We start from the raw sequence: 25,392 nt of genomic DNA, 5'->3' as shown, positions 1-25,392 counted from the left end.
GGCGACAATTCTCGGCAAAAACCCTTTTCACGGAGGCGCATCCCCTATGCGTACCAACACTCAGACCAAACGTGAGCTGGACAAGATCGACCGCAATATCCTGCGAATCCTGCAGGCGGACGGGCGGATTTCCTTTACCGAACTAGGGGAAAAGGTCGGCCTCTCGACCACGCCATGCACCGAGCGCGTGCGGCGCCTGGAGCGCGAAGGAATCATCATGGGCTACAACGCCCGGCTCAATCCGCAGCATTTGAAGGGGAGCCTGCTGGTGTTTGTCGAGATCAGCCTCGATTACAAATCCGGCGACACTTTCGAGGAGTTTCGCCGCGCGGTGCTGAAGCTGCCCCATGTGTTGGAGTGTCATTTGGTCTCAGGGGATTTCGATTATCTGGTGAAGGCGCGGATTTCCGAGATGGCCTCGTACCGCAAGCTGCTGGGCGACATTCTGTTGAAGCTGCCGCATGTGCGCGAATCGAAGAGTTACATCGTCATGGAAGAGGTGAAAGAGAGCCTGTGCCTGCCGATTCCGGACTGACATTTTCGGTGCCCGACCCGGCCCTATCGCGAGCAGGCTCACTCCTACACTTGCAATGCGTACCCTTGTAGGAGTGAGCCTGCTCGCGATAGCGTCAACTCGGTTCCGAGTGAACGTGTTAAACCAGCACCTGCCGATTCGCCGCCATGTATTCGAATATCTGCTTCTCCACCCGCGGATGAATCAACTCCACCGGTCGCCGCTCGTTGGGGCACGGCAAGGTCTTGGTGGTGCCGAACAATCGGCAGATCAGCGGTCGCTCTTCATACACCGTGCAGCCATTCGGCCCCAGGTGTACACAGTTGAGTTCTTCCAGCGCCGCATCCTGCTCGGCGCGGGTCTTGCGCGGCAGTCGTGCCATCTCTTCGGGCGAAGTGGTCACTGGCCCGCAGCAGTCGTGGCAGCCCGGCACGCATTCGAACGTCGGGATCTGCTGACGCAGGGCGCGGATTTTCTGGCTGTTGCAGCTCATCGAAACAGTGACCAAAGTGGCGGGACAACGATTGTGCCGCAAAAGCCCGGATCCAGACACCGCAGACCGACCGATGTTGCCCGCCTTCAGCCGCGCAGCTTATGCTCCGTCAAATTTTCTCGACACTCAGCCGTTGGATGATGCCCATGACCGCCCGCGCCCAGACCACCGCGAGCCAGCCCCACGTTGCCTCTTATTACGCCGCCAGCAGCTTGCCGCAGCCCGACCATCCTGTGCTGCAAGGCGAGGTGGCGGCTGACGTCTGCGTGGTCGGCGGCGGCTTTTCCGGGTTGAACACGGCACTGGAACTGGCCGAGCGCGGCCTCAGCGTAGTGTTGCTGGAAGCGCACAGGATCGGCTGGGGCGCCAGCGGTCGCAACGGCGGGCAGTTGATTCGCGGCGTCGGTCACGGCCTCGATCAGTTCGCCAATGTCATCGGGGCCGACGGCGTGCGCGAGATGAAGCTCATGGGCCTGGAAGCAGTGGAAATCGTCCGCCAGCGCGTGGAGCGTTTCGGCATTGCCTGCGACCTGACCTGGGGCTACTGCGACCTTGCCAACAAGCCTTCCGATCTCGACGGTTTTGCCGAAGACGCCGAAGAACTGCGCAGCCTCGGTTATCGCTACGAAACCCGCCTGTTAAAAGCCGGTGAAATGCACACAGTGGTCGGCTCCAAGCGCTACGTGGGCGGCTTGATCGACATGGGTTCCGGGCATCTGCACCCGCTGAATCTGGCGCTGGGCGAAGCGGCTGCGGCGCAGCAACTGGGCGTTCAGCTGTTCGAGCGTTCGGCGGTGACGCGCATCGATTACGGCCCCGAAGTGAAAGTGCACACGGCGCAGGGCTCGGTGCGGGCGAAGACTCTGGTGCTGGGCTGCAATGCTTATCTCAACGACTTGAATCCGCAACTGAGCGGAAAGGTTCTGCCCGCCGGCAGCTACATCATCGCCACAGAGCCGCTGAGCGAAGAGCAGGCGCATGACCTGCTGCCGCAGAACATGGCGGTCTGCGATCAACGAGTAGCGCTGGATTACTATCGGCTCTCGGCGGATCGACGCTTGCTGTTCGGTGGTGCCTGCCATTATTCAGGGCGTGATCCGAAAGACATCGGCGCTTATATGCAGCCGAAGATGCTTGAAGTGTTCCCGCAACTGGCCGGGGTGAAAATTGACTATCAATGGGGCGGGATGATCGGCATCGGCGCCAACCGCTTGCCGCAGATCGGCCGGCTCGCCGACCAGCCGAACGTGTATTACGCCCAGGCCTATTCCGGTCATGGGGTGAATGCCACACACCTGGCCGGCAAGCTGCTGGCCGAGGCGATCAGCGGGCAGCATGGCGGTGGCTTTGATCTGTTCGCCAAGGTGCCGCACATCACCTTCCCCGGTGGCAAGCATTTGCGCTCGCCGCTGTTGGCGCTGGGAATGTTGTGGCATCGGCTTAAAGAGTTGGTCTGACAGAGTTGCGGTGGCTTTAAGGGCCCTATCGCGAGCAGGCTCACTGCTACAGTTGAAATGAGTTTGCCCTGTAGGAGTGAGCCTGCTCGCGATGAGGCCCGCAAGAACGATACAGATCTCAGATCCGCCAGAACGGCTTCAACCCCTCCTCCCGCGCCTGCTCACGGGTCAGCCCGATATCCTTGAGCTGATCCGCCGTCAGCGCCAGCAACGCCTTGCGCGTGTGCAGACGCTGCCAGAACAGACCCCAGCGACTCAGGCCGGACGGCGCGTTACGCAGCTGATTGCGCGCGTTGTCCTTCTGCCCTGCCGCCAGTTCCTGACTGTGTAACGTCAGCCGCACATCGCTCAAGCCGTTCATTTTCGTTGCTCCTGTTTACTTGGGTAGCCAGAGATTCCATGATGCGCGGGCCGGCAAAACCATTACAGACTCAACGAACCTGTATTAACTCCATACAGATTTGCCGATTCGCTGACTGAATGATCGTTTTTTGCCGCATCTGTACTGGTTTTCATCACTGCACACCGAGACCACCATGACTCTGTATGTAAACCTCGCCGAATTGCTCGGCACCCGCATCGAACAGGGCTTCTATCGCCCCGGCGATCGCTTGCCGTCAGTGCGTGCACTGAGCGTTGAACACGGAGTCAGTCTGAGCACGGTGCAGCAGGCCTATCGCGTGCTCGAAGACAGCGGTCTGGCCACGCCAAAACCCAAGTCCGGCTATTTCGTGCCCGTTGGCCGCGAACTGCCGGAATTGCCGGCGATCGGCCGCCCGGCGCAACGGCCGGTGGAGATTTCGCAGTGGGATCAGGTGCTGGAATTGATTCGCGCCGTACCGCGCAAAGACGTTGTGCAGTTGGGCCGCGGCATGCCCGATGTCGGCTCGCCGACCATGAAACCATTGCTGCGTGGACTCGCACGGATCAGTCGGCGGCAGGATATGCCCGGTCTGTATTACGACAACATCCACGGCAACCTCGAACTGCGCGAACAGATCGCACGCCTGATGCTTGATTCCGGCTGTCAGTTGAGCGCCAGCGATCTGGTGATCACCACTGGCTGCCACGAAGCGCTGTCCACCAGCATCCACGCGATCTGCGAGCCGGGCGACATCGTCGCGGTGGACTCACCGAGCTTCCACGGCGCCATGCAGACCCTCAAAGGCCTGGGCATGAAAGCCCTGGAAATCCCCACCGACCCGCTCACCGGTATCAGCCTCGACGCGCTTGAACTGGCCTTGGAACAGTGGCCGATCAAGGCCATTCAGCTCACGCCCAACTGCAACAACCCCCTCGGCTACGTCATGCCCGAGTCGCGCAAGCGCGCCCTGTTGACGCTGGCCCAGCGTTTCGACGTGGCGATCATCGAAGACGATGTGTATGGCGAACTGGCCTACACCTACCCGCGCCCACGTACGATCAAATCCTTCGATGAAGACGGCCGCGTGTTGCTCTGCAGCTCGTTCTCCAAGACCCTGGCGCCGGGGCTGCGCATCGGCTGGGTGGCGCCGGGCCGGTATCTGGAGCGGGTGCTGCACATGAAATACATAAGCACCGGATCCACCGCGCCACAACCGCAGATCGCCATTGCCGAATTCATCAAGGCCGGCCATTTCGAGCCGCACCTGCGGCGCATGCGCATGCAGTACCAGCGCAATCGTGATGCGATGATCGACTGGGTGACCCGCTACTTCCCCGCCGGCACTCGCGCCAGTCGCCCGCAGGGCAGCTTCATGCTCTGGGTGGAGCTGCCGGACGGTTTCGACACGCTGAAACTGAATCGCGCGCTGCACGATCAGGGCGTACAGATTGCCGTCGGCAGCATCTTTTCCGCCTCGGGCAAATACCGCAATTGTCTGCGGATGAACTACGCTGCCAAACCAACAGCGCAGATCGAAGAGGCGGTGCGCAAGGTCGGTGCCGCGGCAATCAAATTACTCGCTGAGACCGACTGACCTTTTTTGTCAGCCCGGCGTCCAAAATGCCGACCTCAACCGCCAACCGGAACGATCCTACGTGAGCTTCAGACAGCCCCTACTCGCTTTACTGATACTCGCCTCGTTCCTCAGCGGCTGCGCCAGCCTTGATGTACCGCGCGAACCGAGCCAGGCCCTGCCGGCGTCGGAATCGAGTTTCGGCCGCTCGATCCAGGCGCAGGCCGCGCCCTACAAGGGGCAGTCCGGGTTTCGCCTGCTCTCCGACAGCGGTGAGGCGTTTACTGCCAGGGCCGAGCTGATTCGTCACGCCCAGGTCAGCCTCGATTTGCAGTACTACATCGTCCACGACGGCATCAGCACGCGGATGCTGGTGGAGGAAGTGCTCAAGGCTGCCGACCGTGGCGTGCGTGTGCGCATCCTGCTCGATGACACCACCAGCGACGGCCTCGACCAGATCATCGCCACCCTGGCGGCGCATCCGCAGATTCAGATTCGCTTGTTCAATCCGTTGCACCTGGGACGCAGCACCGGCGTCACGCGTGCGGCCGGGCGACTGTTCAATCTGTCTGTGCAGCATAGGCGTATGCACAACAAGTTGTGGCTGGCGGACAACAGCGCGGCCATCGTCGGCGGGCGCAATCTGGGCGACGAGTATTTCGACGCCGAACCCAACCTGAATTTCACCGACATCGACATGCTCAGCATCGGCCCGGTGGCCGAGCAGCTCGGGCACAGTTTCGATCAGTACTGGAACAGTGCGCTGAGCAAGCCGATCGACGAATTCCTCTCCAGCCAGCCGACCGCCGCCGACCTGGAAAACACGCGCACGCGCCTGGAAGAGTCGCTGGAGGAAACCCGCAGGCAGAACCACGCGCTGTATCAGCAGTTGATGAAGTTCACCACCGACCCGCGCATGGACATCTGGCGCAAAGAGCTGATCTGGGCCTGGAACCAGGCGTTGTGGGATGCGCCGAGCAAGGTTCTGTCCAAGGGCGAACCTGATCCGCACCTGCTGCTGACCACACAACTGGCGCCGGAACTCACCGGTGTCAGCAAAGAGCTGATCATGATTTCCGCGTATTTCGTGCCGGGTCAGCCGGGGCTGGTCTACCTGACCGGGCGCGCCGATGCCGGGGTCTCCGTGAGCCTGTTGACCAATTCGCTGGAGGCCACCGACGTGCCGGCGGTGCATGGCGGCTACGCGCCCTATCGCAAGGCGTTGCTGGAACACGGGGTGAAACTCTATGAACTGCGGCGCCAGCCTGGGGATAACTATGGCAGCGGTCCGCGAGTGTTCTACAGCCGCTCGTATCGCGGCTCGGATTCCAGCCTGCACAGCAAGGCGATGATTTTCGATCGGCGCAAATCGTTTATCGGCTCGTTCAATTTCGACCCGCGCTCGGTGCTGTGGAACACCGAAGTCGGCATTCTGGTCGACAGCCCGGAACTGGCCGAGCACGTCCGCACACTAGCGTTGCAAGGCATGGCGCCAACCCTGAGTTATCAGGCGAAGCTTGAGGACGGCAAGGTCGTCTGGGTCACGGAGGACAACGGACAGATGCATACCCTGACCAAGGAACCGGGGAGCTGGTGGCGGCGTTTCAACTCGTGGTTCAGCACCAGCGTCGGCCTGGAACGGATGCTGTAAGTCCGTCTGTTGGTGATCCCTTGTGGGAGCGAGCCTGCTCGCGAAAAAAGGTTCCACATCCAGAAATGAGCTGACTGGTGCACCGCTTTCGCGAGCAGGCTCGCTCCCACAGGAGTGCGCTCAGGCAGCTTCTGCCGTTGTGCCAAAAGCCCCCTGGCGCAACAACAAAAGCACCAATCCAAACGCACCCGCCGCCATCAACAGCGGCAATGCATGCCCATTGATCCACTGACTGCCTGCCCCCGCCGCCAACGGCCCGACCAGACAACCGACACCCCACAACTGCGCGATATGCGCATTGGCGCGCACCAGCGCATCGTCACGGTAACGCTCGCCAATCAGGATCAGCGACAGGGTAAACAGGCCGCCGGCACTGGCACCGAACAGCACCCACAGCGGCCAGATCAGCAGCGTGTCGAGCAACACTGGAATGGCCAGACTCGACAGCATCAACACCACCGCGCACCCGGCAAACAGCGTGCGCCGCGACAGGTAATCAGCCAATGCGCCGATCGGCAGTTGCAACAGCGCATCGCCGACCACCACGGTGCTGACCATGGCCAAGGCGATTTCGGCGGTGAACCCCTGTTGCAGGCAGTACACCGGCAGCAACGTCAGGATCATCGCCTCGAACGCGGCGAACAACGACACTGCCCAGGCAATCGCCGGCAACTCCCGGGCAAAGCCCCACAGATCGCCAAATGTCACGCTGTTGGCCTCACTGCTCGGCGCGCCGCTGCGACCCAAGAGCAGGAAGGGCGAGACCGTCAGCAGACCCACCCCGACCCAAAAACCGTAATCATGCTCGGTGCCCAGCGCGCCCAGCAGCAATGGACCGGACAGCTGGCTCAGCGCATAGCTGCTGCCATACAGCGCTACCAGACGCCCGCGCCACTTTTCGACAACCAGCTGATTGATCCAGCTCTCACCAAGGATGAACACGATGGTCAGGATCACGCCGATCAGCAGCCGCAGCAGCAACCAGATCGGATAACTCGGCAGCAACGCCAGTAAACCGATCGACAATGCCCCGGCCCACAGGCACAGACGCATCAGGTTAGCGGTGCCGAAATACGCAGCGAGATGGCTGGAAATCTTCGCACCCAGCAGCACACCGATCGCCGGCATCGCCGCCATCACACCGATGGCGAATGAGCCGTAACCCCAGCCCTCCAGACGCAACGATACCAATGGCATGCTGACCCCCAGGGCCAGGCCGACACTCAAGACAGACGCCAACACGGCGAAATAGGTCGCCCACCGCATGTTCCACGCTCCTGTGGATATTTTTATGTGCACCACAAAACCACTGTGGGAGCGAGCCTGCTCGCGAATACGGTTTCACATTCAGCAGGTCTGCTGACTGATACACCGCTTTCGCGAGCAGGCTCGCTCCCACAGGGGATCTCTGTATGGTCGGAAGCCTGATCTACTCAGGCCCCTTAATGCATCACAGCTTGATCCACGTCGCCTTCAGCTCGGTGTACTTGTCGAAGGCGTGCAGCGATTTGTCGCGACCGTTGCCCGACTGTTTGAAGCCACCGAACGGCGCAGTCATGTCGCCGCCGTCGTACTGGTTGACCCACACACTACCGGCGCGCAAGGCCTTGGCGGTCAAGTGTGCCTTGGAGATGTCCTGGGTCCACACCGCTGCGGCCAGGCCGTATGGCGTGTCGTTGGCGATCTGGATGGCTTCTTCGGCGGTATCGAAAGCGATCACCGACAACACTGGGCCGAAGATCTCTTCCTGGGCAATCTTCATCGCATTGCTCACGCCGTCGAAAATGGTCGGCTCAACGTAAGTGCCACCAGTTTCCTGGAGGATGCGCTTGCCGCCGGCGACCAGTCTGGCGCCATCGCTGTGGCCGGATTCGATGTACGACAACACGGTGTTCATCTGCTGGGTATCGACCAGCGCACCGACGTTGGTCGCCGGGTCCAGCGGATTGCCGGGTTTCCAGGTTTTCAGCGCTTCGATGACCATCGGCAGGAATTTGTCCTTGATCGAACGCTCGACCAGCAGACGCGAACCGGCGGTGCACACTTCGCCCTGGTTGAAAGCGATGGCGCTGGCGGCAGATTCGGCGGCGGCCTGCAGATCCGGCGCATCGGCGAAGACGATGTTCGGGCTCTTGCCGCCCGCTTCCAGCCAGACGCGTTTCATGTTCGATTCGCCGGCGTAGACCATCAGTTGCTTGGCGATCTTCGTCGAACCGGTGAACACCAGCGTGTCGACGTCATTGTGCAGGCCCAGCGCCTTGCCGACGGTATGACCATAGCCCGGCAGCACGTTGAGCACGCCTTTCGGAATACCGGCTTCAATGGCCAGTGCAGCGATACGGATGGCGGTCAGCGGCGATTTTTCCGACGGCTTGAGGATTACCGAGTTACCGGTCGACAACGCCGGGCCGAGCTTCCAGCAGGCCATCATCAACGGGAAATTCCACGGTACGATAGCGCCGACCACGCCTACCGGCTCGCGAGTCACCAGACCGAGTTGATCATGCGGGGTAGCGGCGACTTCGTCGTAGATCTTGTCGATCGCTTCGCCGCTCCAGCTCAGCGCCTGCGCCGCGCCTGGCACGTCGATATACAGCGAATCACTGATCGGCTTGCCCATGTCGAGGGTTTCCAGCAGCGCCAGTTCTTCGGCGTGCTGTTTCAGCAGACTGGCGAAGCGGATCATGGTGGCTTTGCGTTTGGTCGGCGCCAGGCGCGACCAGACACCGGAATTGAAAGTAGCGCGGGCGTTTTCTACGGCACGGTCGGCGTCGGCAGCGTCACAGCTGGCGATCTTGCCAAGCAGACGGCCATCGACCGGGCTGATGCATTCGAAGGTTTCGCCGGAGACGGCGTCGGTGTATTCGCCATTCAGGAAGGCGCGGCCTTCGATTTGCAGATCGCGGGCGCGTTGTTCCCAGTCGGCACGAGTCAGGGTGGTCATTCGGGTGTCCTCCTCTTATTGAATACAAGCACCGCAAGCGCTGCGGCGCTGTTCAAGAATCCTGCCCGGCCAGCCTGCACTTTCGGCCCAAGGCACCCGCCACCCTAAACCAGCGGCCGGGTTTGTTTCAATATATTTGACATAAGCTGGCCATACAGCCTTGCGGTGTTCATTTTAATAAACATAGACTTCGGCTCATTCCAGCCCACGCGTCGTCATCAGCGGAGAAAACAACAATGAACATCCACAACGTCGTCGACATCAGCCTCGCCAGCAGCGAAGCCGAGCGCTATCGCCCGGATCCGACGAAAGTGCTCAAGGGCGACCCTGAGCAAGCGGTGTTCCATCAATACGACAGCCCTTGTGGGCAAATGGGCGTGGGAGTGTGGGAAGGCGCGGTGGGTCAGTGGACGGTGAATTACACCGAGCATGAATACTGCGAAATCCTTCAGGGCGTATCGGTATTGCGTGACAGCGATGGCAATGCCAAGACCTTGCGGGTTGGCGACCGGTTTGTAATTCCGGCGGGGTTTCGTGGCACCTGGGAAGTGCTGGAGGCGTGCCGCAAGGTTTATGTGATCTTTGAACAGAAGGCTTGAGATGTTCGCTGCCTGATCTGGCCCTATCGCGAGCAGGCTCACTCCTACAGGACCGCATTCCACGTGTAGGAGTGAGCCTGCTCGCGATGAGGCCCCACCAGACACCGCCAAATCCGAGGCAACAAAAAAGGCCCGTATCGTGAGATACGGGCCTTTTTCGCAGTCAGGAAAAATCAATTACTTGATTTTGCCTTCCTTGTACATCACGTGCTTGCGAACAACCGGATCATATTTCTTGATCTCGATTTTGTCCGGGGTAGTACGCTTGTTCTTGTCGGTAGTGTAGAAGTGACCAGTACCGGCGCTCGAGATCAAACGAATCAATTCACGCATGATTAGCTCCCTTAAATCTTGCCATCGCGGCGAAGTTCGGCGAGCACGACAGTGATGCCACGCTTGTCGATGATACGCATGCCTTTGGCAGATACGCGCAGACGCACAAAACGTTTCTCTTCTTCAACCCAGAAGCGGTGATGCTGCAGGTTCGGCAGGAAACGACGACGGGTTTTGTTGTTTGCGTGGGAAATGTTATTCCCAGTCACCGGACCCTTACCGGTAACTTGACATACTCTCGACATGCCTCAGCCCTCTAAAACCACATGCCCAACCCGGCATGGGTTGGCCGCTTAATCTCTCAGTCATTTGGCGCCAGGCGCCGCGTTTCTTTAGAGGTCTTACCGGCTACACCTACAGTGAAGGAACCGGGCCCCTAGAAAAGAGCGCTGCTTTATACCAGAAAGACCGGGGTGCAACAACAATCGGTGTGCAATCAATCGGAAAAGGGGCGATTTTTTCCGCCTCAGGTGCCTTGAATAAAGGCCGCGACGAGTTTTGACCACTCGTCGCAGAATTCCGGCCCTACAGGCGATTCAGACTTTTCATCTCCCTGGCGGTGCCCGAAACCGCACAAGACTGCGGCTGAAAATGCAAAAAGGGGATAGTCATTTGCAATTCAGAGCTCTAGGGTAGGACTTTTCCAGACTGCACTTGCAGATGGGCCTTCGATCTGTAAAGGAAACCGACCATGCGCCTCGCTGCCCTACCCCTGTTGCTCGCCCCGCTCCTGCTGAGCCCCCTCGCCCAGGCCGCCGCTTTGAGCGTCTGTACCGAGGCCAGCCCTGAAGGGTTCGACGTGGTGCAGTACAACTCGCTGACTACCACCAACGCTTCGGCTGACGTACTGATGAACCGTCTGGTGGATTTCGACACCGCCAGTGGCAAGGTCATCCCGAGCCTGGCCGACAGCTGGGAAGTCAGCACTGATGGCCTGACGTATGTATTCAAGCTGCACCCGCAGGTGAAATTTCATACAACCGATTACTTCAAGCCCAGCCGCGAGATGAGTGCCGAAGACGTCAAGTTCAGCTTCGACCGCATGCTCGACCCGGCCAACCCGTGGCACAAAGTCGCCCAAAGCGGCTTCCCCCATGCGCAGTCGATGCAACTGCCGACTCTGATCAAGAAGATCGATGCCCTCGACCCGCTCACCGTGCGATTCACTCTTGATCATCCGGATTCGACCTTCCTCGCCACCCTGAGCATGGGTTTCGCCTCGATCTATTCCGCCGAATATGCCGACAAGCTGATGAAGGCTGGCGCGACCGAGAAACTCAACAGCCAACCGATCGGCACTGGCCCGTTTGTGTTCAATCGCTTCCAGAAAGACGCGGCGATCCGCTACAAGGCCAACCCGGATTACTTCCGTGGCAAGCCTGCCGTCGACCCGCTGATCTTCGCCATCACGCCGGATGCCAACGTGCGTCTGCAAAAGCTGCGGCGCAATGAATGCCAGATCGCCCTGTCACCGAAACCATTGGACGTACAGGCCGCGCTGAAAGAACCAACACTGAAAGTCGAAAAGACTGACGCATTCATGACCGCCTTCGTGGGCATCAACAGCCAGCATCCGCCACTGGACAAGCCGGAAGTGCGCCAGGCGATCAACCTCGCTTTCGACAAGGCGAGCTACATCAAAGCCGTGTTCGAAGACACCGCCGAGGCGGCCAACGGCCCCTACCCGCCGAACACCTGGAGCTATGCGAAGAACCTGCCGGGCTATCCGCACGACGTGGCCAAAGCCAAGGCGCTGCTGGCCAAGGCCGGATTGAAGGATGGCTTCCAGACCACGATCTGGACGCGCCCATCGGGCAGCCTGCTCAACCCCAACCCGAGCCTCGGCGCGCAGATGCTGCAATCGGACCTGGCCGAGATCGGCATTCAGGCGGAGATCCGGGTGATCGAATGGGGCGAACTGATTCGCCGCGCCAAGGCCGGCGAACATGACCTGTTGTTCATGGGCTGGGCTGGCGATAACGGCGACCCGGACAACTTCCTCACCCCGCAGTTTTCCTGCGCAGCAGTGAAGTCCGGCACCAACTTTGCGCGGTACTGCAACGCCGATCTGGACAAGCTGATCAGCGCCGGCAAGACCACCAGCGAACAAGGCGTACGCACCAAGCTGTATGAACAGGCACAGGCGCAGATCCAGCAGCAGGCGTTGTGGCTGCCACTGGCGCACCCGACCGCCTACGCGCTGACCCGCAAGGACGTTCAGGGTTATTCCGTCAGCCCGTTCGGCCGGCAGGATTATTCAAAAATCAGCCTCAAGCCCTAAGCGGCAAGCGGCAAGCGGCAAGCTAGAGCACTCCGCGCACGGCTCCAGCTTGCCGCTTGCAGCTAGAGGCTTGCCGCTGCTCTTTTACATCCAGCCACACTCCGCCATCGACAACGGCTCGCCGTCACCGACGATGAAGTGATCGAGCACCCGCACGTCAATCAACTCCAGGGTCTTCTGCAAGCGCTTGGTCAGCAGCCGATCCGCCTGGCTCGGGTCGGTGTTGCCGGACGGATGGTTGTGACACAGGATCACCGCCGCCGCGTTGTTGGCCAGCGCGCGTTTCACCACCTCCCGGGGATGCACGCTGGTGTTGTCGATCGAGCCGCGAAACAGCGCCTCGAAATTCAGCACCTGATGTTTTGAATCAAGAAACAGGCAGCCGAACACCTCGTGCGGCTCATGGCGCAGCATGGCCTTGAGGTAGTCGCGGACGACCTGAGGGTTTTCCAGCGCCGGTTTCTGCCGTGAACGCTCGGCCAGATGGCGCTTGCTCATTTCTTGCGCAGCTTGCAACTGGGCGAACTTGGCCGGGCCGAGGCCCATTTGTTTGCTGAATGCGTCCTGATCGGCCTCGAGCAGCAAACGCAGGCCGCCAAATTGCGTCAGCAGATGTCTGGCGAGGTCCACAGCACTTTTCCCGGGCAATCCGGTGCGCAGAAAAATCGCCAGTAACTCAGCGTCCGACAGACTCCCCGCTCCATGCTCCAACAACCTTTCCCGCGGGCGTTCCGCCGCCGGCCAATCGCGAATACTCATAGCACCTCCTTGTCTGTGGGCGCCGCTGTTCCGTAGCGGTCGCTGTGATATCGTAGCCCATCTTTTTGGCGGTCGATTCAACCCTGGGGAGGGGCATCGCACCGCAGTCATCAACGAAATGAAAGGCAGACCTATGCAGCGGCTGTATCGGAAACGCATCGTTCTGGGCGTCGGCGGCGGCATTGCGGCCTACAAGAGCGCCGATCTGGTTCGCCGCCTGATCGACCAGGGTGCCGAAGTGCGCGTGGTCATGACCCACGGCGGCGCCGAATTCATTACCCCGCTGACCATGCAGGCCCTGTCCGGCCACCCGGTTCACCTCGACTTGCTCGACCCCGCCGCCGAAGCCGCCATGGGCCATATCGAGCTGGCGAAATGGGCCGATCTGGTACTCATCGCGCCGGCCACCGCCGACCTGATCGCCCGTCTGGCCCAAGGCATTGCCAACGATCTGCTGACCACACTGGTGCTGGCCACCGACGCCGTAGTGGCCGTCGCGCCTGCGATGAATCAGGCAATGTGGCGCGACCCGGCGACCCAGGCCAACCTGCAACTGCTGGAAAGCCGTGGGCTGAAGACTTTCGGCCCGGCCTCGGGCAGTCAGGCCTGCGGCGACGTCGGCATGGGCCGCATGATGGAGGCCACCGATCTGGCGCTGCTCGCCGCCGACTGCTTCCAGCGCCTGGCGCTGACCGGCAAGCATGTGGTGATCACCGCCGGCCCGACCCAGGAAAACATCGACCCGGTGCGCTACATCACCAACCACAGCTCCGGCAAAATGGGTTTTGCCCTCGCCGAAGCGGCCGTGGAAGCCGGCGCCCGCGTCACCTTGATCAGCGGCCCGGTACACCTGCCGACGCCGGATCGCGTCACCCGTATCGATGTGGTCAGCGCCCGCGACATGCTCACCGCCTGCGAATCGGCCATGCCTTGCGACGTGTTCATCTCGTCGGCAGCGGTGGCGGACTACCGCCCTGAAGTCGTCGCGCCGCATAAACTCAAGAAAGATCCTGCGAGCGGTGACGGCTTCGTCCTGCAAATGGTGCGCAACCCGGACATCCTTGCCACCATCGCGACCCGCACCGACCGCCCGTTCAGTGTCGGCTTCGCCGCCGAAACCGAACACCTGCTCGACTACGCTGCACGCAAGCTGAAGGACAAGAATCTCGATCTGATCGTCGCCAACGACGTCGCCAACCCGAGCATCGGTTTCAACAGCGAAGAAAACGCCTGCAGCGTCATCGACCGTGAGCTGCACGCCACGGTTTTCGCCCAGACCAGCAAGAGCAAGATCGCTCGCCAACTGGTCACTTTTATCGCCGAACGTCTGAACCAGGTTTAATTTACATGCACGCTTTGCAAGCCAAGATCCTCGATCCACGCATCGGTACCGAGTTCCCGCTGCCGCAATACGCCACTCCGGGCTCCGCCGGCCTCGACCTGCGCGCCATGCTGGAACAGAACATCGTGATCAAACCGGGTGAAACCGTGCTGATCCCCACCGGCCTGTCGGTCTACATCGGCGACCCGAACCTCGCGGCACTGATCCTGCCGCGCTCGGGCATGGGCCACAAACACGGCATCGTTCTCGGCAACCTGGTCGGCCTGATCGACTCCGATTATCAGGGTCCGCTGATGGTCTCCTGCTGGAACCGCGGCCAGAGCGACTTCACCATGCCCGTCGGCGAACGTCTGGCGCAACTGGTGCTGGTACCGGTGGTACAGGCGCATTTCGAAATGGTCGAGGAATTCGTCGAAACCGAACGCGGCACCGGCGGCTTCGGGCATACCGGCACCAAATAGCGCAAAGACACTATTGTGGCGAGAGAGCTTGCTCCCGCTGGGCTGCGCAGCAGACCCAAAATCTTGTGGGCGCTGCGCACCCAAGCGGGAGCAAGCTCCCTCGCCACAAAATTTGTGCAATGGGTGGCGCACGGTTAAGCGCACAAAATCAAGGTATTGCCGGCCGCAAGCCCGGTCAGCCGGGGCGTCATGGCCCTTTCATAGCACGAACTCTCTGTGGAAAACGCCGTCATACCCTTCAGTTTGAGCCTGCCGTCGAACATTTCGTCGGTCTGTCCCGCCCTTTTCGAGATGGAGCATGTCCACAGATGAGCACCCCCGCCAAGATCGCCCCGAAGCTGCCTGACAGCATTTTCCGCGCCTACGACATTCGTGGCACCGTGCCGGAATACCTCAACGGTGAAACCGCTTACTGGATCGGTCGCGCCATCGGCTCGCAAAGCCTGGCCCAGGGCGAACCGAACGTGTCGGTCGGCCGCGACGGCCGCCTGTCCGGCCCGGAACTGGTTGCGGAACTCATTCGCGGTATCGCCGAGAGCGGTTGCTACGTCAGCGATGTCGGTCTGGTACCGACGCCGGCGCTGTACTACGCCGCCAACGTGCTGGCCGGCAAGTCCGGGGTGATGCTCACCGGCAGCCACAACCCGTCCAACTACAACGGCTTCAAGATCGTGATCGCCGGCGACACCCTCGCCAACGAACAGATTCAAGTGCTGCATGAACGCATCAAGAACAACGATCTGAGCACTGGCCAGGGCAGCGTCACCCAAGTCGAAATCCTCGACCGCTACAACACCGAAATCGTCCAGGACATCAAACTGGCCCGGCGCCTGAAAGTCGTGGTCGACTGCGGTAACGGTGCGGCCGGCGTCATCGCTCCGCAGTTGATCGAAGCGCTGAACTGCGAAGTCATTCCGCTGTTCTGCGAAGTCGACGGCAACTTCCCGAACCATCACCCGGATCCGGGCAAACCGGAAAACCTCGTCGACCTGATCGCCAAGGTCAAAGAGACCAACGCTGATATCGGCCTGGCCTTCGACGGCGACGGCGACCGCGTGGGCGTGGTGACCAACACCGGCAGCATCGTTTACCCGGATCGTCTGCTGATGCTGTTCGCCCGCGATGTGGTGGCACGCAACCCGGACGCGGAGATCATCTTCGACGTCAAATGCACCCGTCGCCTGGTGCCGCTGATCAAGGAATACGGCGGTCGGCCGCTAATGTGGAAGACTGGTCACTCGTTGATCAAAAAGAAAATGAAACAATCCGGCGCGCTGTTGGCCGGCGAAATGAGCGGGCACATCTTCTTCAAGGAACGCTGGTTCGGTTTCGACGACGGCATCTACAGCGCCGCGCGTCTGCTGGAGATCCTCAGCAAGGAAAAATCTACCGCGGAAGAGCTGTTCGCGACCTTCCCGAACGATATTTCTACGCCGGAAATCAATATCCATGTGACCGAAGAGAGCAAATTCAGCATCATTGATGCACTGCACGACGCACAGTGGGGCGCAGGCGCCGACCTGACCACCATCGACGGCGTGCGGGTCGATTACGCCAAAGGCTGGGGCCTGGTGCGCGCGTCCAACACCACGCCGGTGCTGGTGCTGCGCTTCGAGGCCGATGACGAGGCTGAATTGCAGCGCATCAAGGATGTGTTCCACGCCCAACTGAAACGCGTTGCACCTGATCTCCAACTACCGTTCTGATCCACCCGGAGCCCTGAATGACCCTCGAACGCGAAGCCGCCGCCAACACTGCCAAGGTCCTGTCCGAAGCGCTGCCTTACATCCGACGCTACGTCGGCAAGACCCTGGTGATCAAATACGGCGGCAACGCGATGGAAAGCGAGGAGCTGAAAACCGGCTTCGCCCGCGACATCGTGCTGATGAAAGCCGTGGGCATCAACCCGGTGGTCGTGCACGGTGGCGGCCCGCAGATTGGTGATCTGCTCAAGCGCCTGTCGATCGAAAGCCATTTCGTCGACGGCATGCGCGTCACCGACGCGGCGACCATGGACGTGGTGGAAATGGTCCTTGGCGGTCAGGTCAACAAGAGCATCGTCAACCTGATCAACCGCCATGGCGGCAGCGCCATCGGCCTGACCGGTAAAGATGCCGGGCTTATTCGCGCGAAGAAGCTCACCGTCTCCCGCCAGACCCCGGAAATGACCCAGCCGGAAATCATCGACATCGGCCACGTCGGCGAAGTCGTCGGCATCAACACCGAACTGCTGAACCTGCTGGTCAAGGGCAACTTCATCCCGGTGATTGCGCCGATCGGCGTGGGTGAAAACGGCGAATCGTACAACATCAATGCCGACCTGGTGGCGGGCAAGGTTGCCGAAGCGCTGAAAGCTGAAAAGCTGATGCTGTTGACCAACATCGCCGGCCTGATGGACAAATCGGGCACCGTGTTGACCGGCCTGAGCACGCAGCAGGTCGATGACTTGATCGCTGACGGCACGATTTACGGCGGCATGCTGCCGAAGATCCGTTGTGCACTGGAAGCGGTTCAGGGTGGGGTTGGCAGTTCGTTGATCATCGACGGTCGTGTGCCGAACGCGATCCTGCTGGAAATCTTCACTGACACCGGCGTGGGTACGCTGATCAGCAATCGCAAGCGTCCTTGATGGCTGATCGCTGAAAGCAAAAGATCGCAGCCTTCGGCAGTTCCTACAGGGATTTCGCACTTACGGAAATCCGCTTTTGCAGGAGCTGCCGCGGGCTGCGGTCTTTTTTATGCGTGCAGGAAACGCCTTACTCCACACGGCGAAATGTCCGACATCCCCTCAGAACAAATCCCCCTAGGATCTTCCTTTCATCCAGTGGAGATCTTCCCATGCAAAAAGACAGCGTTCCTTACGGCAGTGACATTTCAGCAGGTACTTATGCTTGCGTGGACTGCGGCCGAGAGTATTCAGCCCCGTCACGAACATCGATGCCACCCTGCCCTGATTTCACCCAAGCCTCTCACCCTCTCAAGGGTTGGAAAGTGCTGCGTGGCCAGGGAGATGCGCCTCAGGATCCCTATCCAGCAGCCAGCGACAAATAATCCGGAGCGCCTGATCCATGCAGATCTCGTTCACGATCGACGCCGACGCTTTCGAGCAGGAACAGAAGGAACCGGTGAAAAAGACCTTGCGCATCGGCGACGCCGAAATCGCCCATGCGCTGGAGCGCATCGCCAAGGCCAGCCTGACCGAATACCTGAAAATGCTGGTCGAAGGCGGCATGCCCAGCCGGGCTGACGAAGCCAAACAGGATCGCCTGCTGTATCTGATCCAGAGTTACTTCGGGCAAACCCTGCCAACCGAATCGCAGATTTCGACGATCTTTCAACTGACCCAGAGCCAGAGCAAAACCCTGTTGAAGAACACCGTTTCGCGCTTTCGCAACCAGCTCGACGACATCCTGCAGCAGAGCATGCGCGCGGTGATCGAGTCCGCCGAACATGCGCAAAACGTATTTCTGGTGGTAATCAGCTCAGACGTAATTCGTGATGAGTTGAATATGCTCATCACGCAAAACGAGCCGACCTTCAAACCCATCACCAAACGCAAGGGCAGCGCCGGGCAGTTCGAGATCAGCGAAGACTCCCACGCATTGCTCTGCGCCACGCTGGGTCTGAATGCCGTTCAGTGACATTGTTGCGGTCAGTGGCTTGCTGCTGACCCTGACCACGTTCATGTTCAACCTGGCGTGGCCGGCGCTCAATGAAGCGCTGGCGCAGGATGAATATCAAAAGGGTTCGCAGGCTCGAAAACGCAGTCGAGACAAGATTCTGGCCACTGTCTACTGGCGCGCATTGCCATTGACATGCGCTTTTGTGGCGCTGTTTTACGTTAACTTGCCGGCGGCAGTCGGAATCGTGCGCAGCAGCACGCTGGATCTGTGGGATTTCGATGTGGATCGCACGCTGTACGTGATGGTGGTTGTCGCGCTGTTGGTGTTTGCGCTGGTCAATATGGGGCTCGCGCTGAGGCTGCTGATCAAATGGCGAAATCTGCGTTAATCATCAACAAAAAGACCCAATTCGACTGACTGAACTGGGTCTTTTTTATTGTGGGAGCGAGCCTGCTCGCGAAAGCGGTATTCGCCTCACATCGCTCAGTGTGACGGCCATTCGCGAGCAGGCTCGCTCCCACATTGGTCACACGCCAAATTGGGCGCGATAGGCTTCCACGGCTGGCAGGTGCTGCTTGAGCTGTGGATCGTCGGCGAGGAACTCCAACACTTGATTCAGCGACACGATGCTGATCACCGGAATGCCGAAGTCGCGCTCGACTTCCTGGATGGCCGACAGCTCGCCGTTGCCACGCTCCTGACGGTTCAGCGCGATCAGCACGCCGGCGGCCTTGGCGCCGTCCTGGGAAGCGATGATCTGCATCACTTCGCGAATGGCAGTGCCGGCGGTGATCACGTCGTCGATGATCAAGACTTCGCCAGTCAGCGGTGCGCCGACCAGGCTGCCGCCCTCGCCGTGGGCCTTGGCTTCCTTGCGGTTGAAACACCATGGCAGATCACGGTCGTGATGTTCGGCCAGCGCAACGGCGGTAGTCGCCGCCAGTGGAATGCCTTTGTAGGCCGGGCCGAACAGAACGTCGAAGGGGATGCCGCTTTCGGCGATGGCCGCAGCGTAGAAACGCCCCAGTTGCGCCAGGGCCGAACCCGAGTTGAACAGGCCGGCGTTGAAGAAGTAGGGACTGGTGCGTCCGGACTTCAGGGTGAACTCACCGAAGCGCAAAACGCCGCGATCGATGGCAAAACGAATGAAATCGCGCTGATACGCTTGCATGAAAAAAACCCCAAATACCACGGATTTAGCTAATTAGCTTGACGCCGTGTATCATACACGCACGCGATTTTTGGGGCCATTTATGCGGATCATCAGTGTGAACGTCAATGGTATTCAGGCGGCAGTCGAGCGCGGTTTGCTCAGTTGGCTGCAAGCCCAGAATGCCGACGTCATCTGCCTGCAGGACACCCGTGCCTCCGCCTTTGAACTGGATGACCCAGCCTTCCAACTGGATGGCTACTTCCTTTATGCCTGCGATGCCGAAGTCCCTGCCCAAGGCGGCGTGGCTTTGTATTCGCGGTTGCAACCGAAGGCTGTCATCAGCGGTCTCGGTTTCGAGACGGCCGACCGCTACGGGCGCTACCTGCAAGCAGATTTCGACAAAGTCAGTATTGCCACCTTGCTGTTTCCCTCGGGGATGAACGGCGATGAGGACTTGAACCAGAAGTTCAAGCTCATGGATGATTTCGGCAAGTACCTGGACAAACAGCGACGCAAACGTCGCGAGTACATTTACTGTGGCTCGCTGTACGTTGCGCAGCAGAAACTCGACATCAAGAACTGGCGCGACAGCCAGCAGTCTCCAGGCTTCCTGGCGCCGGAACGCGCCTGGATGGACGAGATTGTCGGCAATATGGGCTATGTCGATGCGCTGCGCGAAGTCAGCCGTGAAGGCGACCAGTACAGCTGGTGGCCGGATAACGAACAGGCCGAGATGCTCAATCTGGGCTGGCGTTTCGATTACCAGATCCTGACCCCGGGCCTGCGTCGCTCGGTGCGCAGCGCACGCCTGCCGCGTCAGCCACGGTTCTCGCAGCACGCGCCATTGATCGTCGACTACGACTGGACGCTGACCATCTAAGCGTTTTATCGCAGCCAAAGAAAATGCCCGCATCGTGAGATGCGGGCATTTTTTATGCGCCGTGCTTCCTAAACCGCAGCGAAGAAAGGCAAGGTCAGGTACAGCTTGATCACGATGACGTTAACGATATCGATGAAGAACGCTCCTACCATCGGCACCACCAGAAACGCGATCTGCGAAGGCCCATACCGTTGCGTCACTGCTTGCATGTTGGCAATGGCCGTCGGCGTAGCACCCAGCCCAAAGCCGCAATGCCCCGCAGCAAGCACGGCAGCATCATAGTTGCTACCCATTACCCGGAACGTTACAAAAATCGCGAACAGTGCCATGACCAGCGCCTGCACGGCCAGAATGATGAAGATCGGCAATGCCAGCGCTGCCAGATCCCAAAGCTTCAGCGACATCAGCGCGATCGCCAGAAACAGCGAGAGGCTGACATTGCCGAGCACAGAAACTTCACGCTCGAATACCTGATACAAGCCAAGTGCTGATAATCCGTTACGCAACACCACACCCACGAACAGCACACAGACAAAGGTCGGCAACTCGAACGCAGTGCCGTGGAGCAAACCATTCAACAAATTGCCAGCGAGCAGGCTGACGGCAATCAGCGCCAGTGTCTCGACGAACGAAAAGGGCGTGATCGAACGTTCTTTGTTCGGCTGTTCAAAACCTCTTGGCAGTCGCGGTGCTTGCTGGGGACTGCAGCCCGGCACCTGCACACGCTTGATCAGCAACCGCGCAACGGGACCACCGATCAGTCCCCCCAGGACCAGTCCGAACGTCGCTGAGGCCAGCGCCAGCTCCGAAGCCGAGGCCAGACCATATTTCTCGCTGAACACCGCTCCCCATGCAGCGCCAGTACCGTGGCCACCGGCGAGCGTGATCGAGCCCGTCAGCAACCCCATCAAAGGATCGAGTCCGAGCAGAGTTGCCAGTCCGATACCCATGGCATTCTGCACCACCAGCAAACCGATCACCGCCAGCAGAAAGATGCCGACAATGCGCCCGCCCTTTTTCAGACTGGCAAGGTCGGCACTCAGGCCAATCGTGGCAAAGAAAGCCAACATCAACGGTGTTTGCAATGAAGTATCAAAGCGGACTTCAATATTGAAAGTGCGCAATATCAACAGGAGCACGGCAACCACCAGGCCACCCGCTACCGGCTCGGGAATATTGTAACTTCGCAGAAAGCCGACACGCGTTACAAGTCCGCGCCCGAGCAGTAGCACTAATGAAGCGGCCACGAGCGTGCCGTAGAAATCGAGCTCAATCATGTGGATTATTCTTGGCTAAGTATTCACGAGGCGAGCATTTACCTTGGCCCGACGGGTGAACCGGCTGATTTTCTCAACACTGATTACTGGGGAGTTCAAGTGCCATCGATGGCTTGAACATATCGAAATGTTTCAATCGAAACATTACACCGGGCAACTTTAACAACCAGCTTGCGCGAATAACAAGGACCGGGATATACACTTGCCCGATCAGTTGTGACCAAAGATGTAATAGAGAAATATCAGTAAATAAATGCCAAGCCGCACATCGTTAACAGACTAGTCCTACAACAAAACCCAATTATTCAGTTGCACAAATAAAAATACCCCGATAAGTCGGGGCATTTTCATATTGCGATACAACAGACTTTCACTTGATCAATCGCCAGGTGAACGGATATCTGTAGGGGAAACCTTCGTTGGCTTTGACACCTGCAATGATCGTCAGGACCAGCGCCGCAATCGCCAGCAAACCAAACAGGAAGAAACCGATGATCAGCAGCATGAGCAGGAAGCAGATCATTGAGGCAATCGCCACCGTGATCTGAAAATTCAGCGCCTCTTTGCCCTGCGCGTCGATGAAGGGGTCCTTCTCGCGCTTCATCTGCCAAAGGATCAGCGGCCCGATCAGATTGCCGAACGGAATCCAGATCCCCAGCAAGGCGGACAAGTGACAGAACATCGCCCACTGGCGAACCTCCTGGCTCGGTTTGGGCAGCAACTCTTGCTCATCACTCATCACATCCTCCTTGTGGTCAAGAACTTCAGTCGGCCAGTGCAGCCTTCTGCAATTCGAAGATCTCGTTCATGCCCTTCTTCGCCAGTTCCAGCATGGCGTTCAAGTCTTCAGGCTGGAACGGCGCGCCTTCGGCGGTGCCCTGCACTTCGATGAAACCACCGGTGCTGGTCATCACCACGTTCAGGTCGGTTTCGGCTGCGGAATCTTCAAGATAGTCCAGATCCAGCACCGGCTCGCCCTGGTACATGCCCACCGAGACCGCGCCGATCATTTGCTTGAGCGGATCGCCGCCTTTCAGGCCGCCGCGCTTCTTGATCACTTTCAGGGCATCGACCAGCGCAACCATGGCGCCGGTGATGGACGCGGTACGAGTACCGCCATCGGCCTGGATCACGTCGCAATCCACATACAGGGTCACGTCGCCGAGCTTGGACATATCCAGTGCCGCGCGCAGAGAACGGCCGATCAGACGCTGGATTTCCAGAGTACGACCGCCCTGCTTGCCACGGCTGGCCTCACGCTGGTTACGCTCGCCGGTGGCGCGCGGCAGCATGCCGTACTCGGCAGTCAACCAGCCCTGGCCCTGACCTTTGAGGAAACGCGGCACGCCATTTTCGACGCTGACGGTGCAGATGACTTTGGTATCACCGAATTCGACCAGTACGGATCCCTCGGCGTGTTTGGTGTAGTTGCGGGTGATGCGGATCGAGCGGAGCTGATCGGCAGCGCGACCACTTGGACGTTTCATAGGGATACCTGTACTGAGGACGGAAAACTGCCGAGCATTATAGAGCGCTGCACCGCGAGTGGGCACTGGTTAAAACCGCCGGCCGACGACCGAAGCGCCTCAAGCGCGCATAACCGACGGGCTGCAGCGCTTTGTCACACCGTGTGTTTGGGCGCATTCGCCGCACTGCGCTACAATCCTGCGCCTTTGCTGCCAGTCGGCTTAAATTCATTGAAATCGCGCCTGCGAAACAGCGTTTCGCGCCGATCTGCATTGCGAGGTCACCGCCATGGTGCACAGCATGACCGCCTTCGCCCGCGTCGAGAAAGCCGGCGTTCAGGGCACCCTGAGCTGGGAACTGCGCTCGGTCAACAGCCGCTATCTGGAACCGCACCTGCGTTTGCCCGAATCATTTCGCGACCTCGAAGGCGCCGTGCGTGAAGCGCTGCGTCAGGGCCTGTCGCGGGGCAAACTGGAGTGCACGCTGCGCTTCACCGAAGAAAGCACCGGCAAGCCGCTGCAAGTCGACCGCGAGCGCGCCGCGCAACTGGTTGCCGCTGCGGAAACCGTGGCCGGGCTGATCAAGAATCCCGCTGCGCTGAATCCGCTGGAAGTGCTGGCCTGGCCCGGCGTGCTGGTGGCCGATGCGACCGACCCGCAGGCGCTGAACGCCGAAGCGCTGGCGCTGTTCAATCAGGGCTTGAAGGACTTGAAGGCTGGCCGCGAGCGCGAAGGCGCGGAGCTGGCGCGTTTGATCAATGATCGCCTGACTTCCATTGAAGAAGACGTCGTGACCCTGCGTGAACTGGTGCCGCAGATGCTCGCCACCCAGCGCCAGAAAGTCCTCGACCGCTTTGCCGACATGAAGGCTGAGCTCGACCCGCAACGTCTGGAACAGGAAATGGTCATCCTCGCGCAAAAAAACGACGTGGCCGAAGAACTGGATCGCCTGAGCACACACATCATCGAAGTTCGCCGGGTACTCAAATCCGGTGGTGCCGCCGGGCGGCGTCTGGACTTCCTGATGCAGGAGCTCAACCGCGAGGCCAACACACTGGGCTCCAAAGCCTTCGACCCGCGCAGCACCCAGGCCGCCGTCAACCTCAAGGTGTTGATCGAGCAGATGCGCGAACAAGTGCAGAATATTGAGTAAGGCTACCCCGACATGACCCAACACACCGGCACCCTGTACATCATTTCCGCGCCATCGGGCGCGGGCAAGAGCAGTCTGGTCAAGGCGTTGACCGACGCCGATCCGGAGATCCGCGTTTCGGTCTCGCACACCACCCGCGCCATGCGTCCGGGTGAAGTGGATGGCGTGAACTACCACTTCGTGACCCGCGAAGAGTTCGTGAAAATGGGCGAGCACGGTGACTTCCTTGAACGCGCCGAGGTCTTCGGCAACTTCTACGGCACCTCGCAAAGCCGCCTGCAGCAGACCCTGGACGAAGGCCATGACCTGATTCTGGAAATCGACTGGCAAGGCGCCGAGCAAGTGCGCAAGCTGATGCCGCAAGCGCGCTCGATCTTCATTTTGCCGCCGTCGCTGGAAGCATTGCACCAGCGCCTGACCAACCGCGGCCAGGACAGCGACGAGATCATTGACGGCCGCATGCGCGAAGCGGTCAGCGAGATGAGCCACTATGTCGATTACGACTACCTGATCATCAATGACGATTTTGCCCACGCGCTGAACGATCTGAAGGCGATTTTCCGCGCCAATCAGCTGCAACAGAAACGCCAGCAAGTGCGTTTCGGCAAATTGCTGGCCGAACTGCTCGGTTAAAACAGCACTTCCCAAAATGCCTGCAAGCGCTTTACATTGGTGCTTGCAGCGCGTTGAAGGGTCTGGTCAAAAAATCAGCGCTTCCCTAATCGCTGGTGATTTTTTAAACTGCTCAGTCCGCTCGCCCAACCGGGCAGCGCGCATATTGCATTCGCTCCGAGGAATACCATGGCCCGCGTAACCGTTGAAGACTGCCTAGAACACGTGGAAAACCGCTTTGAGCTGGTCATGCTCTCTACCAAGCGTGCCCGTCAACTGGCCACCGGCGGCAAAGAGCCATTGGTGCAGTGGGAAAACGACAAGCCGACCGTTGTCGCGCTGCGTGAAATTGCTGAAGGCCTGATGAGCTACGAGTTCATCGCCGAGCAGGAAATCGTCCAGGATGAACCGCTGTTCGCAGCGTTCGAGGACGAGTCGAACGAGGCCGTCTAAGCCT

At 59.7% G+C, this 25,392-nt stretch carries 26 protein-coding genes and 1 pseudogene; 16 read left to right on the top strand and 11 right to left on the bottom strand.

Going from position 1 to position 25,392, the window contains the following annotated elements; genetic code table 11:
* Positions 1-46: 46 nt before the first annotated feature.
* Positions 47-535: an Lrp/AsnC ligand binding domain-containing protein gene (locus QRN33_RS07975; protein ID WP_010465173.1), complete on the top strand. Its 489-nt coding sequence runs from the start codon at positions 47-49 to the stop codon at positions 533-535.
* 118 nt (positions 536-653) lie between these two features.
* On the opposite strand, the gene QRN33_RS07970 is transcribed toward QRN33_RS07975, so the two are convergent.
* Positions 654-1,007: a YkgJ family cysteine cluster protein gene (locus QRN33_RS07970; RefSeq protein ID WP_042607134.1), complete on the bottom strand. Its 354-nt coding sequence runs from the start codon at positions 1,005-1,007 to the stop codon at positions 654-656.
* A 146-nt stretch (positions 1,008-1,153) separates the two neighbouring features.
* On the opposite strand from QRN33_RS07970, the gene QRN33_RS07965 reads away from it, so the two are divergent.
* A complete protein-coding gene (locus tag QRN33_RS07965; RefSeq protein ID WP_285407914.1) occupies positions 1,154-2,464 on the top strand; it encodes an NAD(P)/FAD-dependent oxidoreductase in 1,311 nt (436 codons plus the stop codon).
* 118 nt (positions 2,465-2,582) lie between these two features.
* Here the strand turns inward: QRN33_RS07965 and QRN33_RS07960 are convergent, their stop codons facing one another.
* Complete coding sequence (locus QRN33_RS07960; RefSeq protein WP_064364649.1) at positions 2,583-2,825, bottom strand: DUF1127 domain-containing protein; 243 nt, start codon at positions 2,823-2,825, stop codon at positions 2,583-2,585.
* 175 nt (positions 2,826-3,000) lie between these two features.
* Between QRN33_RS07960 and QRN33_RS07955 the strand changes: the two genes are divergently transcribed.
* Both QRN33_RS07955 and QRN33_RS07950 read left to right on the top strand, forming a co-directional pair.
* Positions 3,001-4,422: an aminotransferase-like domain-containing protein gene (locus tag QRN33_RS07955; protein WP_064364648.1), complete on the top strand. Its 1,422-nt coding sequence runs from the start codon at positions 3,001-3,003 to the stop codon at positions 4,420-4,422.
* A gap of 61 nt (positions 4,423-4,483) precedes the next feature.
* Positions 4,484-6,052, top strand: a complete 1,569-nt coding sequence (locus QRN33_RS07950) for a phospholipase D family protein (protein WP_285407911.1) — start codon at positions 4,484-4,486, stop codon at positions 6,050-6,052.
* A 120-nt stretch (positions 6,053-6,172) separates the two neighbouring features.
* Here the strand turns inward: QRN33_RS07950 and QRN33_RS07945 are convergent, their stop codons facing one another.
* Together QRN33_RS07945 and QRN33_RS07940 are read right to left on the bottom strand one after the other, a co-directional pair.
* Positions 6,173-7,318, bottom strand: coding sequence for an MFS transporter (locus QRN33_RS07945; protein WP_042607138.1), 1,146 nt, complete (start codon positions 7,316-7,318; stop codon positions 6,173-6,175).
* 184 nt (positions 7,319-7,502) lie between these two features.
* Entirely contained in the window at positions 7,503-8,996 is a 1,494-nt protein-coding gene (locus tag QRN33_RS07940; RefSeq protein ID WP_065616363.1) for an aldehyde dehydrogenase, read from the bottom strand.
* 236 nt (positions 8,997-9,232) lie between these two features.
* On the opposite strand from QRN33_RS07940, the gene QRN33_RS07935 reads away from it, so the two are divergent.
* Complete coding sequence (locus QRN33_RS07935; RefSeq protein WP_042608123.1) at positions 9,233-9,595, top strand: cupin domain-containing protein; 363 nt, start codon at positions 9,233-9,235, stop codon at positions 9,593-9,595.
* Between the two features lie 177 nt (positions 9,596-9,772).
* Here the strand turns inward: QRN33_RS07935 and rpmG are convergent, their stop codons facing one another.
* Together rpmG and rpmB are read right to left on the bottom strand one after the other, a co-directional pair.
* Positions 9,773-9,928, bottom strand: coding sequence for a 50S ribosomal protein L33 (gene rpmG, locus QRN33_RS07930; protein WP_016772554.1), 156 nt, complete (start codon positions 9,926-9,928; stop codon positions 9,773-9,775).
* An 11-nt stretch (positions 9,929-9,939) separates the two neighbouring features.
* A complete protein-coding gene (rpmB, locus tag QRN33_RS07925; RefSeq protein ID WP_007920377.1) occupies positions 9,940-10,173 on the bottom strand; it encodes a 50S ribosomal protein L28 in 234 nt (77 codons plus the stop codon).
* A gap of 446 nt (positions 10,174-10,619) precedes the next feature.
* Here rpmB and QRN33_RS07920 point away from each other — a divergent pair, with 446 nt between their 5' ends.
* A complete protein-coding gene (locus QRN33_RS07920) occupies positions 10,620-12,209 on the top strand; it encodes an ABC transporter substrate-binding protein (protein WP_258639710.1) in 1,590 nt (529 codons plus the stop codon).
* Positions 12,210-12,293: 84 nt separating this feature from the next.
* On the opposite strand, the gene radC is transcribed toward QRN33_RS07920, so the two are convergent.
* The gene (gene radC, locus QRN33_RS07915; protein ID WP_042608121.1) at positions 12,294-12,968 is read right to left on the bottom strand and encodes a RadC family protein; all 675 of its coding nucleotides are present in this window, start codon (positions 12,966-12,968) and stop codon (positions 12,294-12,296) included.
* A 133-nt stretch (positions 12,969-13,101) separates the two neighbouring features.
* Between radC and coaBC the strand changes: the two genes are divergently transcribed.
* The 6 genes and pseudogenes from coaBC to QRN33_RS07885 all read left to right on the top strand — a co-directional run bounded on the left by coaBC (position 13,102) and on the right by QRN33_RS07885 (position 18,782).
* The gene (gene coaBC, locus QRN33_RS07910) at positions 13,102-14,310 is read left to right on the top strand and encodes a bifunctional phosphopantothenoylcysteine decarboxylase/phosphopantothenate--cysteine ligase CoaBC (RefSeq protein ID WP_042608120.1); all 1,209 of its coding nucleotides are present in this window, start codon (positions 13,102-13,104) and stop codon (positions 14,308-14,310) included.
* A gap of 5 nt (positions 14,311-14,315) precedes the next feature.
* Entirely contained in the window at positions 14,316-14,771 is a 456-nt protein-coding gene (dut, locus tag QRN33_RS07905; protein WP_042608119.1) for a dUTP diphosphatase, read from the top strand.
* A 302-nt stretch (positions 14,772-15,073) separates the two neighbouring features.
* Positions 15,074-16,477 (top strand): annotated as a pseudogene (locus QRN33_RS07900) (phosphomannomutase/phosphoglucomutase); the annotation flags it as partial.
* 17 nt (positions 16,478-16,494) lie between these two features.
* Positions 16,495-17,400 (top strand): acetylglutamate kinase, encoded by a 906-nt coding sequence (argB, locus tag QRN33_RS07895; protein WP_016772548.1) that lies wholly within the window; start codon positions 16,495-16,497, stop codon positions 17,398-17,400.
* A gap of 439 nt (positions 17,401-17,839) precedes the next feature.
* Positions 17,840-18,412 (top strand): hypothetical protein, encoded by a 573-nt coding sequence (locus QRN33_RS07890; RefSeq protein ID WP_042608116.1) that lies wholly within the window; start codon positions 17,840-17,842, stop codon positions 18,410-18,412.
* The gene (locus tag QRN33_RS07885; protein WP_116658670.1) at positions 18,399-18,782 is read left to right on the top strand and encodes a hypothetical protein; all 384 of its coding nucleotides are present in this window, start codon (positions 18,399-18,401) and stop codon (positions 18,780-18,782) included. The genes QRN33_RS07890 and QRN33_RS07885 overlap by 14 nt, the downstream gene beginning before the upstream one ends.
* 138 nt (positions 18,783-18,920) lie before the next feature.
* On the opposite strand, the gene pyrE is transcribed toward QRN33_RS07885, so the two are convergent.
* Positions 18,921-19,565, bottom strand: coding sequence for an orotate phosphoribosyltransferase (gene pyrE / locus QRN33_RS07880; protein ID WP_042608114.1), 645 nt, complete (start codon positions 19,563-19,565; stop codon positions 18,921-18,923).
* A gap of 82 nt (positions 19,566-19,647) precedes the next feature.
* On the opposite strand from pyrE, the gene crc reads away from it, so the two are divergent.
* Positions 19,648-20,427: a catabolite repression control protein Crc gene (gene crc / locus QRN33_RS07875; protein WP_016772543.1), complete on the top strand. Its 780-nt coding sequence runs from the start codon at positions 19,648-19,650 to the stop codon at positions 20,425-20,427.
* Between the two features lie 68 nt (positions 20,428-20,495).
* On the opposite strand, the gene gltS is transcribed toward crc, so the two are convergent.
* The 3 genes from gltS to rph form a co-directional block, all read right to left on the bottom strand.
* Positions 20,496-21,704 carry a sodium/glutamate symporter gene (gene gltS, locus QRN33_RS07870; protein WP_285407898.1) on the bottom strand — a complete coding sequence of 403 codons (1,209 nt, stop codon included), beginning with the start codon at positions 21,702-21,704 and terminating at the stop codon, positions 20,496-20,498.
* Between the two features lie 370 nt (positions 21,705-22,074).
* A complete protein-coding gene (locus QRN33_RS07865) occupies positions 22,075-22,443 on the bottom strand; it encodes a DUF4870 domain-containing protein (protein WP_016772541.1) in 369 nt (122 codons plus the stop codon).
* Positions 22,444-22,468: 25 nt separating this feature from the next.
* Entirely contained in the window at positions 22,469-23,191 is a 723-nt protein-coding gene (rph, locus tag QRN33_RS07860) for a ribonuclease PH (RefSeq protein ID WP_027610407.1), read from the bottom strand.
* Positions 23,192-23,459: 268 nt separating this feature from the next.
* On the opposite strand from rph, the gene QRN33_RS07855 reads away from it, so the two are divergent.
* From QRN33_RS07855 to rpoZ, 3 genes are all read left to right on the top strand, one after another.
* Positions 23,460-24,323 carry a YicC/YloC family endoribonuclease gene (locus tag QRN33_RS07855; protein WP_285407895.1) on the top strand — a complete coding sequence of 288 codons (864 nt, stop codon included), beginning with the start codon at positions 23,460-23,462 and terminating at the stop codon, positions 24,321-24,323.
* A 12-nt stretch (positions 24,324-24,335) separates the two neighbouring features.
* Positions 24,336-24,956, top strand: coding sequence for a guanylate kinase (gmk, locus tag QRN33_RS07850; protein WP_042608112.1), 621 nt, complete (start codon positions 24,336-24,338; stop codon positions 24,954-24,956).
* A gap of 168 nt (positions 24,957-25,124) precedes the next feature.
* Entirely contained in the window at positions 25,125-25,388 is a 264-nt protein-coding gene (gene rpoZ / locus QRN33_RS07845) for a DNA-directed RNA polymerase subunit omega (RefSeq protein ID WP_008030604.1), read from the top strand.
* Positions 25,389-25,392 lie beyond the last annotated feature (4 nt).

The organism is Pseudomonas sp. FR229a (assembly GCF_030209115.1).
Lineage (GTDB): Bacteria > Pseudomonadota > Gammaproteobacteria > Pseudomonadales > Pseudomonadaceae > Aquipseudomonas > Aquipseudomonas moraviensis_A.
The sequence above is the reverse complement of the archived record's forward strand: the minus strand, read 5'-3'. Positions and strand labels throughout refer to the sequence as shown.